This window comes from Enterobacter cloacae complex sp. IR5441 (genome assembly GCF_049238215.1).
In the GTDB taxonomy this organism is placed as follows: Bacteria; Pseudomonadota; Gammaproteobacteria; order Enterobacterales; family Enterobacteriaceae; genus Enterobacter; species Enterobacter hormaechei_C.
Window position 1 is genome coordinate 1 of sequence record NZ_JBMKIA010000038.1, and the last position, 12,131, is coordinate 12,131.

Genomic DNA, 12,131 nt, shown 5'->3' on the forward strand with positions numbered 1-12,131 from the left:
GTAATGAATTACGTGTTCACTCGTTGAGACTTGGTATTCATTTAGTGTCCGAGGACATTAAGAATCCATGTCACTTTGAGTGCCCACACAGATTGTCTGATAAATTGTTAAAGAGCAGTGCAACGCGGCTTTCGCTCACCGTTGCGAGGTGGCGTATATTACGCTTTCCTCTTTCAGAGTCAACCCGTTATTTCAGGATTTTTTCTCTTCAGCCGACCCGGTTGTTTGTGAAGTGATTCACATGTTCCGTGTCGATGGAGGCGCATTATAGGGAGTTCTCCGCAGGCCGCAACCGCTAAATGACAGAAAAATGACTGACTGCTGCATTACACAGCAAAACCCCGCCTTATACCTTTTTACACACAGACTTATCCACAATGATACGAAAAAGTGAAAATGTGCGAGCGTTGCGCAAACGTTTTCGTTAAAATGCTCGCGCTTAACAAGGATGCCCCGTCAGGTGTGTTAGATGAGTTTTTCGCAGGAAAATTCATCTAACGCTCTCTGTAATCGTGAAATCCAGGGGATTTACCATGCAACAACGTCGTCCAGTCCGCCGCGCTCTGCTCAGTGTTTCTGATAAAGCCGGTATCGTCGAATTCGCTCAGGCACTTTCCGCACGCGGTGTGGAGCTGCTTTCTACAGGCGGTACCGCTCGCCTGTTAGCAGATAAAGGTCTGCCGGTAACCGAAGTGTCCGATTACACCGGTTTCCCGGAAATGATGGATGGACGCGTCAAAACCCTGCACCCGAAAGTGCACGGCGGCATTCTTGGTCGTCGCGGTCAGGACGACGGTATTATGAAACAGCATAACATCGCGCCAATCGACATGGTGGTTGTTAACCTCTACCCGTTTGCCCAGACCGTTGCCCGCGAAGGCTGTTCTCTGGAAGACGCTGTTGAGAATATCGACATCGGCGGCCCGACCATGGTGCGCTCCGCAGCCAAGAACCATAAAGATGTGGCCATCGTGGTAAAGAGTAGTGACTACAACGCCATTATTAATGAGATGGATGCCAACGAAGGGTCCCTGACGCTTGAAACGCGTTTCGATCTCGCCATCAAAGCCTTCGAGCATACCGCCGCCTACGACAGCATGATCGCCAACTACTTCGGTAGCCTGGTACCTGCCTACCACGGTGAAAGCAAAGATCCCTCTGGCCGCTTCCCGCGCACGCTGAACCTGAACTTCATTAAGAAGCAGGATATGCGTTACGGTGAGAACAGCCACCAGCAGGCTGCCTTCTATATAGAAGAAGAGGTAAAAGAAGCCTCTGTAGCGACTGCCCAGCAGGTACAGGGCAAAGCCCTCTCCTATAACAACATTGCCGATACCGACGCCGCGCTGGAATGCGTGAAAGAGTTCAGCGAGCCAGCCTGCGTTATCGTCAAGCACGCCAACCCATGCGGCGTTGCGGTAAGTGCGTCTATTCTGGAAGCTTACGATCGCGCCTACAAAACCGACCCGACCTCCGCGTTCGGCGGCATTATCGCCTTCAACCGCGAGCTGGATGCGGAAACCGCGCAGGCCATCATCTCCCGTCAGTTTGTCGAAGTGATCATCGCGCCATCAGCATCCGAAGAGGCGCTGAAAATCACCGCGGCGAAACAGAACGTGCGCGTACTGGTTTGCGGCCAGTGGGCAGAGCGCGTTCCAGGCCTGGACTTCAAGCGCGTGAACGGCGGGCTGCTGGTTCAGGACCGCGATCTGGGTATGGTGGGCGAAGCCGATCTGCGTGTCGTCACCAAACGTCAGCCAACCGAGCAGGAACTGCGTGACGCGCTGTTCTGCTGGAAAGTGGCGAAGTTCGTGAAATCCAACGCCATCGTCTACGCCAAAGAGAACATGACCATCGGAATAGGCGCAGGCCAGATGAGCCGCGTTTACTCTGCAAAAATCGCGGGTATTAAAGCAGGTGACGAAGGTCTGGAAGTCAAAGGTTCCGCCATGGCCTCTGACGCCTTCTTCCCGTTCCGCGACGGTATCGATGCGGCCGCTGCTGTGGGCATCACCTGTGTGATCCAGCCTGGCGGTTCAATCCGTGATGACGAAGTGATTGCCGCTGCCGACGAGCATGGCATCGCAATGATCTTCACCGACATGCGCCACTTCCGCCATTAATTCCCGGAGCAGAAAATGAAAGTATTAGTGATTGGTAACGGCGGGCGCGAGCACGCCCTGGCGTGGAAAGCAGCGCAGTCTCCGCAGGTTGAAACCGTCTTTGTGGCACCGGGTAACGCCGGGACCGCGCTGGAGCCCGCGCTACAGAACGTCGCCATCGGCGTAACCGACATCCCGGCGCTGCTGAGCTTTGCCCAAAACGAGAATATCGATCTGACGATTGTTGGCCCGGAAGCACCGCTGGTGATCGGCGTTGTAGATGCCTTCCGCGCCGCGGGCCTGAAAATTTTCGGCCCAACGGAAGGGGCTGCGCAGCTGGAAGGCTCAAAAGCCTTCACCAAAGATTTTCTCGCGCGTCATAACATCCCGACGGCGGAATATCAGAACTTCACCGAGGTAGAGCCTGCTCTGGCTTACCTGCGTGAAAAAGGCGCGCCGATTGTGATCAAAGCCGACGGCCTGGCTGCCGGGAAAGGCGTTATCGTGGCGATGACCCTCGAAGAAGCGGAAGCCGCCGTGCAGGATATGCTGGCGGGTAACGCCTTTGGCGACGCGGGCCACCGCATCGTGATTGAAGAGTTCCTCGACGGCGAAGAAGCGAGTTTTATCGTGATGGTTGACGGCGAGCACGTTCTGCCGATGGCGACCAGCCAGGATCACAAGCGCGTAGGCAATGCCGACACGGGGCCAAACACCGGCGGGATGGGAGCTTACTCCCCTGCTCCGGTGGTCACTGACGAAGTACACCAGCGCACCATGGACCGCATCATCTGGCCAACCGTGAAGGGGATGGCTGCGGAAGGCAATACCTACACCGGTTTCCTTTACGCAGGCCTGATGATCGACAAGCAGGGTAACCCGAAGGTGATTGAATTCAACTGCCGCTTCGGCGATCCGGAAACCCAGCCGATCATGCTGCGCATGAAGTCCGATCTGGTTGATCTGTGTCTGGCGGCGTGCGAAGGCAAGCTGGACGAGAAAACTTCCGAGTGGGACGAGCGTGCCTCTTTAGGTGTGGTGATTGCTGCGGGTGGCTATCCGGGTAGCTACAACACCGGAGATGAGATCCACGGCCTGCCGCTGGAAGAGATTGACGGTGCGAAGGTGTTCCACGCCGGTACAAAGCTCTCTGACGACGACCGCGTGCTCACCAACGGCGGTCGCGTGCTGTGTGCGACCGCGCTGGGCCAGACCGTGGCAGAGGCGCAGAAGCGCGCCTATGCGCTGATGGCGGATATTCACTGGAATGGCAGCTTCAGCCGCCAGGATATCGGCTATCGTGCCATTGCGCGGGAGCAGGGAGAGTAATTTCACACCCTCACCCTAACCCTCTCCCACAGGGAGAGGGGATTTACGTCAGAAACTCTTCTCTGTCGGCTGCCAGGTGCAGAAATCTTCATTCGCCACCAGCAACAGCTGAGAGCCTTCCGGCGCTTCCAGCCATGCCACACTCACCTCCACAGATGAATGCCGCTGACGACGCTGAATGTGTTCGGTTGCCCAGGATTCAAGCTCAGGCTTCACCGTCTGCCCTTCGCAGGTGGTCACCGTGCCGTCGGCATGCCAGCGCCCCTGGCGCAGCACCACGCGGCCCTGACGCAGCGCATCGCTGGTCTGGCGGAGTTGTTCAGCACGGTAGCGGTAGAGGGCGACCTGATCGCTGGAAAGCTGCTGTTTCAGTCCACTGACCTCATGCTGCATAAAGCTCAGCTCGCCGTGGTCGTCGAAACGCACCTTCACGTGTTCGGGAGTCTTACTGTAGATATTCAGTTCAATGAGCGACAGCGCATCGCCCTGCCAGCGGTATTCTGCGGTCGAGGTGTTGCCGTTATGCCACGGACTGAATGCGGTGAGCATATGGACTTCATCGCTGGAATCTTTGCGCCAGATCCTGACCGCACCCTGGTTGTCAGCGTAGCCGCTGGCGGTAAACGGGGGGAGTGAGGAATCATGGCTACAGGCAGACAGCAACAGTACGCCTGCCAGCGCGAGCGTTCCAGGCCAGAATGACAAAAGGGGCGTTGCCGCCCCTTCGTTAAAACTGTTCACTGCCACGCGTCTTACTTAACTGCGTCTTTCAGTGCTTTACCAGAAACAAATGCCGGCACGTTAGCTGCGGCGATTTTGATTTCTTTACCGGTCTGCGGGTTGCGGCCAGTACGCTCAGCGCGGTGGTTCACTTTGAAGGTACCGAAACCAACCAGTTGTACAGCATCGCCTTCTTTCAGAGACTCAGTAATAGCAGCCAGGGTAGATTCCAGAGCAGCTTTAGCCTGCACTTTAGACAGATCAGCCTTGTCCGCAATTACATCAATCAGTTGAGTCTTGTTCATAAGTTATCCTTTCAATGTGTTTATCGCTTGCTAAGCATCGAGTGCGACGAAAATGCCAAAAAAGCACTCTCCTGCATACACGCACCGATAGCCACTTTTTTTCGCCCCCCAAATGTAGACCAGACGGGGGGCGAAAGGGAAGAGTCGAGGAGTGACAAAACAGGCGTTAAATCACGTTTTGTTGTCTCATTGGTTAAAAATTATACCAATATTGCTCTCGCCGGCCTCGCGAAGGTCCGCGCGAAGCCCTTTGATCAGCTCAATATCACGTTCTTCACACTCCGCCAGCAGACGGAAAATTTCCCACTGAATATCCCATTCCTGTTCAACCGCCGGGTTAGCACGCAGCTCCTCGTCGGTCATTTCACGGCCTTCCTGGGTCATTTCCAGCATCGCAACGGTGGTAATGGATGCCTTACTGACTTCAATGGCGTGTTCCAGGGTTTCACCGCTCAGACGGGAGTGGATCAGCTCGCTCAACGCCACACAGGCATCAATGGCCGGGTAGACGCCATACAGGTCGAAATCATCCGCAGCCGGAATAGCCTCTTCCAGCTTTTCGAGCTGAGAGTCAAAATTTACCTTCGCATCTTTGACCGTCAGCGTCTCCCAGATTAAATCCAGGATACGACGATAAATCTGGCCTTCGCCAAACGCCGTCTGCTTGCAGAACGCGGCATAGTTGGGATACATGCGCTCGCACAGGCAAGCCATAAACGTCACGTGCTGCCAGCTTTCCAGCTTCTCAAGGCGCAGATGAATCGGGTTTTGTAACATGATGATGTCTCGAATCGAAAATTAGCCGCAGTTTACCTGAATCACGGCTGAATTTCCTGCCAACGAATGAATGCCGGACGTGAAGAGGCCACGGCGTCAGCCCAGCGGGTTGGCTCCGGTAAACGGTAGCCCTTCATACAGCGTTGCACCCACGCCAGTGCGCTATCCATGCTGACCCGATGCCCGGTGGCGATAAACAACGGGTTGCAGCGCGCTTTACTGCGCCAGACCCACGCCAGCTGCTCGCCTTTATGGATAAGCGGCGCCAGTGCGCCCGGTTCGGCAGAGAGCGGCTCAAACGCGCCGCACAGGCGTTTTTTCGCTACGCCGATGGTCGGCACGTCCACCAGCAGACCAAAGTGGCTGGCGACGCCTAAGCGACGCGGATGGGAGATACCATGCCCATCAACAAACAGCAGATCGGGTTTTTGCGAGAGTTGCTCCCACGCGGCCAGCAGCGCGGGATATTCGCGGAAGGAGAGAAAGCCGGGGATATAGGGCATGGTGGTGGCGATACGCGCCACCTTGTACTCCACCAGCTCCAGCGAAGGGTATTTCAGCACCACCATCGCCGCTCGCGTCACTTCACCGCCCTGCTCAAACCCGACGTCCGCCCCGCCAATGTACCGCGGAGGGTCCGTATCCAGACGATCCTCGCGGATCACTGATGAAGCCAGTTCGATTTGCTGAGCGCGTAGCGACGCGAGATCCATAACCACTCCTTACTTATGATACTGGGCAGAAAGCCGATGCACCGCCTCCACAAATACGCCAGCGTGTTCTGGCGGTACATCCTGATGAATACCGTGACCGAGGTTGAAGACGTGGCCTTCGCCCTGGCCGAAACCAGACAGTATAGTCGACACTTCTTCTTCGATACGGGCAGGCTGCGCATAGAGCATGGACGGGTCCATGTTGCCCTGGAGCGCCACTTTGTCCCCCACGCGACGGCGCGCATCGGCAATATCGGTGGTCCAGTCGAGGCCCAGCGCGTCGCAGCCGGTGGCCGCCATCGCTTCCAGCCACTGACCGCCGCCTTTGGTAAACAGCGTCACCGGCACGCGACGGCCTTCGTTTTCACGCAGCAGGCCATCGACAATTTTGTGCATGTAGTACAGGGAGAACTGCTGATAATCACGTCCGGTCAGCACGCCGCCCCAGGTGTCGAAAATCATCACCGACTGCGCGCCCGCTTTAATCTGCGCGTTGAGATAGAGCGTGACGCTCTTCGCCAGCTTGTCGAGCAGGGCATGCAGGGCCAGCGGCTCGGCGTACATCATCTTTTTGATGACGGTAAAGGCTTTGCTGCTGCCGCCTTCCACCATGTAGGTGGCCAGCGTCCACGGACTACCGGAGAAGCCAATCAGCGGCACGTCGCCTTTCAGTTCGCGGCGAATGGTGCGCACGGCGTTCATCACATAGCCCAGCTCGCCTTCAGGATCGGGGATCGGCAGCTTATCAACGTCGGCTTTGCTTTTGATCGGAGAGGTAAAACGCGGGCCTTCTCCGGTTTCGAAATAGAGCCCAAGGCCCATCGCATCCGGAATGGTGAGAATGTCCGAAAAAAGAATGGCGGCATCGAGCGGGAAGCGGCGCAGCGGCTGGAGCGTCACTTCACAGGCCAGCTCGGCGTTTTTGCACAGCGACATAAAATCGCCTGCCTGCGCGCGCGTGGCTTTGTACTCTGGCAGATAGCGTCCCGCCTGGCGCATCATCCACACCGGGGTGACATCAACGGGCTGGCGCAGCAGCGCACGCAGATAACGATCATTCTTCAGTTCGGTCATTTTGCAGTTCCTTATTGCGTCAGTCCGTCAGTGTAACACTACTCATACTCGGCCCGACACATTGCCACGGTATCTTCTATCAGGCGACGCGCCACCGTTCCCGGTGGGGGCAGCAGCGGTAAATCGTCGTAGCGATACCAGTTCGCCTCCAGCAGCTCTTTCTGATCGATAACAATCTCGCCGCTGTCGTATTCCGCCATAAACGCGGTCATCAGGGACATCGGGAACGGCCACGGCTGCGACGTCACATAGCGCAGGTTTTTCACCTTAATGCCGCTCTCCTCCATCACCTCGCGCGCCACCGCCTGTTCCAGCGTTTCGCCGACTTCCACGAACCCGGCGAGGACGGTGTGAATGCCGTTGCGATGGCGGGTATGCTGCGCCAGCAGGATGGAATCATCACGGCGGATGGCGACAATGATGCACGGTGCGATTTGCGGGTAGTAGCGTTCACGGCAGTGGCCGCAAAGCATTGCCCACTCGGTTTTGCTCGGGTGCATGGTGTGGCCGCAGTAGCCGCAGTATTTGTGCGAGCGGTAAAACTCCGCCAGCTGCACGCCGCGCCCCGCCAGCTGGAACAGGCCGACATCCCGATCCAACACCTGACGAACGGATCCCATATCCTGACGACGAGCCTGTTGGATCAACCATACCGGATCGCCCTGCCACTCGCCGATCCGCAGCGCAGGTTGGCCGACGAGATCGAAGATGTCTGCCGCGCCGTAGGGTATCTCCCCACCGGGCAGCCATAATTTTTGTTCGTGACTGACGATCCACCAACCCAGATCTGATTTTTCAATAATACGATCCATATCTATTGCACTACCTTCGCTTCACTGACATGTTGTTAGCATTGTGGTTACATTTTGGATAAGCAGATCCCATTCTAAACTTTATGGAGTCGACCATGTTAAACCAGCTGGAAAGCCTGACTGAGCGCGTTGGAGGAAGTAACACCCTGGTGGATCGCTGGCTACATGTGCGCAAGCATCTACTCGTGGCGTATTACAATCTGGTTGGTCTTAAGCCTGGCAAAGAATCCTTTATGCGGCTGAATGAAAAAGCGCTGGACGACTTCTGTCAGAGCCTGGTCGACTACCTTTCCGACGGCCATTTCAACCTTTATGAACGCATTATCCGCGAAATGGAAGGGACAACGCCGTATTTAGCGGCCAGCAAACTCTGTCCGCTGCTGGAAGCCAACACCCAGCAGATCATGGACTACTACGATTCCACGCTAGAGAACGCTATCGATCACGATAACTATCTTGAGTTTCAGCAGGCGCTTTCCGATCTTGGCGAAGCGCTGGAAGAGCGATTCACGCTGGAAGACAAGCTCATCGCCCTCGTGCTGGACAACAACCTGAATATCAGCACCAGCGATAACGTTGCGCGCCCTGCTTGAGTTCTTAATCGTTAACGAGTAATTTACAACCATTCGCCCCTCTCACGAGGGGGATTTTTCTTGTCGGAGTGCCCAGTGTGAAAGCACGGGCTGAGACCGTTAATTCGGGATCCGCGGAACCTGATCAGGTTAATACCTGCGAAGGGAACAAGAGTCACACTGCTGTTGTATCGCCCCTGAGGCGATCTTCTCTTGCTTCATCCGTCGTCTGACAAGCCATGTCCTTCACTTTTGGAATGAGCTATGTCTACTGCAAAACTGACCCGCCGCGAACAGCGCGAACACGCACAACGCTTCATCGACACCCTGGAAGGCACCGCTTTCCCGAACTCGAAACGCATCTACATTTCCGGCTCACAGGCTGATATCCGCGTGCCGATGCGCGAAATCCAGCTCAGCCCGACGCTTATCGGCGGCAGCAAAGAAAACCCGCAGTTTGAAGACAACGAAGCCGTGCCGGTGTATGACACCTCCGGCCCGTACGGCGACCCTTCTGTTGCTATCAACGTACAGCAGGGTCTGGCAAAACTGCGCCAGCCGTGGATTGACGCCCGTAACGACTGCGAAGAACTGAGCGTGCGCAGCTCGGCGTATACCAACGCGCGCCTGGCCGACGACGGTCTGGACGAGCTGCGCTTTACCGGCCTGCTGACGCCGAAACGCGCCAGAGCGGGTAAATGCGTGACCCAGCTGCACTACGCGCGCCAGGGGATCGTCACGCCGGAGATGGAGTTCATCGCCATCCGCGAAAACATGGGCCGCGAGCGCATCCGCAGCGAAGTGCTGCGCCACCAGCATCCGGGTGAAGGGTTTGGCGCTCGCCTGCCGGAAAACATCACGCCGGAATTTGTGCGTGACGAAGTGGCCGCCGGGCGCGCCATTATCCCTGCCAACATCAACCACCCGGAATCCGAGCCGATGATTATCGGCCGCAACTTCCTGGTGAAGGTCAACGCCAATATCGGCAACTCAGCGGTGACGTCATCCATCGAAGAAGAGGTGGAAAAGCTGGTCTGGTCGACGCGCTGGGGCGCGGACACGGTGATGGATCTTTCCACAGGCCGTTATATTCATGAAACCCGCGAGTGGATCCTGCGTAACAGCCCGGTGCCGATCGGTACCGTCCCGATTTATCAGGCGCTGGAGAAGGTCAACGGCATCGCCGAAAACCTCACCTGGGAAGCGTTCCGCGACACGCTGCTGGAGCAGGCGGAACAGGGCGTGGACTACTTCACCATCCACGCGGGCGTGCTGCTGCGCTACGTGCCGATGACGGCGAAACGTCTGACCGGTATCGTCTCACGCGGCGGTTCGATTATGGCGAAATGGTGCCTTTCCCATCATCAGGAAAACTTCCTCTACGAACACTTCCGCGAAATCTGCGAAATTTGCGCCGCTTACGACGTCTCCCTGTCGCTGGGCGACGGCCTGCGCCCGGGCTCCATCCGCGATGCTAACGACGAGGCGCAGTTTGCCGAGCTGCACACGCTGGGCGAGCTGACCAAAATCGCCTGGGAGTACGACGTGCAGGTGATGATTGAAGGCCCGGGCCATGTGCCGATGCAGATGATCCGTCGCAACATGACCGAAGAGCTGGAGCACTGCCACGAAGCACCGTTCTACACCCTGGGGCCGCTGACCACCGATATTGCGCCGGGATACGACCACTTCACGTCAGGCATTGGCGCGGCGATGATCGGCTGGTTCGGTTGCGCCATGCTCTGCTATGTGACGCCGAAAGAGCACCTCGGGCTGCCAAACAAAGAGGACGTGAAGCAGGGGCTGATCACCTACAAGATTGCCGCCCACGCGGCGGATCTGGCGAAAGGCCATCCGGGCGCGCAAATCCGCGACAACGCCATGTCCAAAGCGCGCTTTGAATTCCGCTGGGAAGACCAGTTTAACCTGGCCCTCGATCCGTTCACCGCCCGCGCCTATCACGACGAAACCCTGCCGCAGGAATCGGGCAAAGTTGCGCACTTCTGCTCCATGTGCGGACCTAAATTCTGCTCGATGAAAATCAGCCAGGAAGTACGCGATTACGCCGCCGCGCAGACCATTGAAGTCGGCATGGCGGACATGTCGGAAACCTTCCGCGCGAAAGGCGGCGAAATCTACCTCAAAAAGGAGGAGGCGTAATGTACCAGCCCGATTTCCCCTCCGTGCCCTTCCGCTTAGGGCTTTACCCGGTGGTGGACAGCGTGGAGTGGATCGCCCGCCTGCTGGAAGCTGGCGTTCGCACCCTCCAGCTACGCATTAAGGATAAACGCGATGAAGAGGTGGAGGCCGACGTGATCGCCGCTATCGCGCTGGGACGTCGCTACCACGCCCGCCTGTTTATCAACGACTACTGGCGGCTGGCGGTTAAACACCAGGCGTACGGCGTGCATCTGGGACAGGAAGATCTGGAAACGACCGATCTCAACGCGATCCGTGACGCCGGTCTGCGGCTGGGCGTTTCTACCCACGATGATATGGAGATCGACGTGGCGCTGGCGGCCCGCCCCTCTTACATCGCGCTCGGGCACGTCTTCCCGACGAAAACCAAACAGATGCCGTCCGCTCCACAGGGTTTGACGCAGCTGGCGGCCCACGTTAAGCGCCTTGCCGATTACCCCACCGTTGCCATCGGCGGGATCAGCCTTGAACGTGCGCCCGCGGTGCTGGAGACCGGCGTCGGCAGTATCGCCGTCGTCAGCGCTATCACCCAGGCGGCAGACTGGCAGGCCGCCACCGCGCAGCTTTTACAACTGGCAGGAGCAGGTGATGAAAGATCGTGATTTTATGCGTTACAGCCGCCAGATCCTGCTGGAGGATATCGCCATCGAGGGGCAGCAAAAGCTGCTCGCCAGCCGGGTACTGATTGTCGGTCTGGGCGGATTAGGCACCCCCGCCGCGCTGTATCTGGCCGGCGCGGGCGTGGGCACGCTGGTGCTGGCCGATGACGACGAGGTACATCTCAGCAATCTGCAACGGCAAATTCTCTTTACGACAGAAGATATCAACCAGCCTAAAGCGCACGTTACGCGCCAGCGGCTGAACCAGCTTAACCCCGATATCGAACTGGTCGCACTCCAGACGCGGCTGAGCGGGGAAGATCTGCAACGCGAAGTGGCCCTTGCCGACGTGGTGCTGGACTGTACGGACAATATGGCGACACGTCAGGCCATCAACGCGGCCTGTGTTGCGCAGAACACGCCGCTGATCACCGCCAGCGCGGTCGGTTTCGGTGGGCAAATAATAGTGCTTACGCCGCCGTGGGCACAGGGCTGCTACCGCTGCCTGTGGCCGGACGAGGCTGAACCGGAGCGTAACTGCCGCACGGCAGGCATTCTGGGCCCGGTGGTGGGCGTGATGGGTACTCTTCAGGCGCTGGAGACCATCAAGTTGCTCAGCGGCATGGAGACAGAACGCAACACGCTGCGGCTGTTCGACGCCCGCTCCAGCGGCTGGCGTCATCTGGCGTTAAACCGTGCCAGCCACTGCCCGGTATGCGGAGGCCGCAATGCGCATTCTGTTTAACGATGAGCCGATGACGTGCGACGACGATCTCACCGTTGCCGCCCTGCTCGACACGCTGCGCCAGCTGAAGCCGGGAACGGCGCTGGCGCTCAATCAACAGATCCTGCCGCGCGAGCGGTGGGAACATCAGCAGGTCAATGAAGGCGACCAGATCCTGCTGTTTCAGGTTATCGCAGGGGGCTAA

Annotated in this window: 13 protein-coding genes and 1 riboswitch; of the genes, 7 read left to right on the forward strand and 6 right to left on the reverse strand. The window is 57.6% G+C overall.

The window, feature by feature from the left end; all coding sequences use genetic code 11:
* Positions 1 to 533: 533 nt before the first annotated feature.
* Entirely contained in the window at positions 534 to 2,123 is a 1,590-nt protein-coding gene (gene purH / locus ACOTX5_RS23105; protein ID WP_045911891.1) for a bifunctional phosphoribosylaminoimidazolecarboxamide formyltransferase/IMP cyclohydrolase, read from the forward strand.
* Positions 2,124 to 2,138: 15 nt separating this feature from the next.
* The gene (gene purD / locus ACOTX5_RS23110; protein ID WP_015569963.1) at positions 2,139 to 3,431 is read left to right on the forward strand and encodes a phosphoribosylamine--glycine ligase; all 1,293 of its coding nucleotides are present in this window, start codon (positions 2,139 to 2,141) and stop codon (positions 3,429 to 3,431) included.
* 48 nt (positions 3,432 to 3,479) lie between these two features.
* Here purD and ACOTX5_RS23115 read toward each other — a convergent pair whose 3' ends face one another.
* The 6 genes from ACOTX5_RS23115 to nudC form a co-directional block, all read right to left on the reverse strand.
* Positions 3,480 to 4,172 carry a DUF1481 domain-containing protein gene (locus ACOTX5_RS23115; protein ID WP_045911890.1) on the reverse strand — a complete coding sequence of 231 codons (693 nt, stop codon included), beginning with the start codon at positions 4,170 to 4,172 and terminating at the stop codon, positions 3,480 to 3,482.
* 11 nt (positions 4,173 to 4,183) lie between these two features.
* A complete protein-coding gene (gene hupA, locus ACOTX5_RS23120) occupies positions 4,184 to 4,456 on the reverse strand; it encodes a nucleoid-associated protein HU-alpha (RefSeq protein ID WP_002445246.1) in 273 nt (90 codons plus the stop codon).
* A 186-nt stretch (positions 4,457 to 4,642) separates the two neighbouring features.
* Positions 4,643 to 5,233: a YjaG family protein gene (locus ACOTX5_RS23125; protein ID WP_003862310.1), complete on the reverse strand. Its 591-nt coding sequence runs from the start codon at positions 5,231 to 5,233 to the stop codon at positions 4,643 to 4,645.
* A gap of 41 nt (positions 5,234 to 5,274) precedes the next feature.
* On the reverse strand, positions 5,275 to 5,946 hold the full coding sequence (gene nfi, locus ACOTX5_RS23130) for a deoxyribonuclease V (protein ID WP_003862312.1): 672 nt from the start codon (positions 5,944 to 5,946) through the stop codon (positions 5,275 to 5,277).
* A 9-nt stretch (positions 5,947 to 5,955) separates the two neighbouring features.
* A complete protein-coding gene (hemE, locus tag ACOTX5_RS23135; RefSeq protein WP_022650209.1) occupies positions 5,956 to 7,020 on the reverse strand; it encodes a uroporphyrinogen decarboxylase in 1,065 nt (354 codons plus the stop codon).
* 38 nt (positions 7,021 to 7,058) lie between these two features.
* On the reverse strand, positions 7,059 to 7,832 hold the full coding sequence (gene nudC / locus ACOTX5_RS23140; RefSeq protein ID WP_015569966.1) for an NAD(+) diphosphatase: 774 nt from the start codon (positions 7,830 to 7,832) through the stop codon (positions 7,059 to 7,061).
* Between the two features lie 95 nt (positions 7,833 to 7,927).
* On the opposite strand from nudC, the gene ACOTX5_RS23145 reads away from it, so the two are divergent.
* The 5 genes from ACOTX5_RS23145 to thiS all read left to right on the forward strand — a co-directional run bounded on the left by ACOTX5_RS23145 (position 7,928) and on the right by thiS (position 12,131).
* On the forward strand, positions 7,928 to 8,425 hold the full coding sequence (locus ACOTX5_RS23145) for an Rsd/AlgQ family anti-sigma factor (protein WP_017384077.1): 498 nt from the start codon (positions 7,928 to 7,930) through the stop codon (positions 8,423 to 8,425).
* 54 nt (positions 8,426 to 8,479) lie between these two features.
* A riboswitch (TPP riboswitch) is annotated at positions 8,480 to 8,589 on the forward strand.
* A 79-nt stretch (positions 8,590 to 8,668) separates the two neighbouring features.
* Positions 8,669 to 10,564 (forward strand): phosphomethylpyrimidine synthase ThiC, encoded by a 1,896-nt coding sequence (gene thiC, locus ACOTX5_RS23150; RefSeq protein WP_045911889.1) that lies wholly within the window; start codon positions 8,669 to 8,671, stop codon positions 10,562 to 10,564.
* Positions 10,564 to 11,205, forward strand: a complete 642-nt coding sequence (gene thiE / locus ACOTX5_RS23155) for a thiamine phosphate synthase (RefSeq protein WP_032646852.1) — start codon at positions 10,564 to 10,566, stop codon at positions 11,203 to 11,205. The genes thiC and thiE overlap by 1 nt, the downstream gene beginning before the upstream one ends.
* The gene (locus tag ACOTX5_RS23160; RefSeq protein WP_045911888.1) at positions 11,192 to 11,947 is read left to right on the forward strand and encodes a HesA/MoeB/ThiF family protein; all 756 of its coding nucleotides are present in this window, start codon (positions 11,192 to 11,194) and stop codon (positions 11,945 to 11,947) included. Before thiE ends, ACOTX5_RS23160 begins: the two co-directional genes overlap by 14 nt.
* The gene (gene thiS, locus ACOTX5_RS23165) at positions 11,931 to 12,131 is read left to right on the forward strand and encodes a sulfur carrier protein ThiS (RefSeq protein WP_003862324.1); all 201 of its coding nucleotides are present in this window, start codon (positions 11,931 to 11,933) and stop codon (positions 12,129 to 12,131) included. The genes ACOTX5_RS23160 and thiS overlap by 17 nt, the downstream gene beginning before the upstream one ends.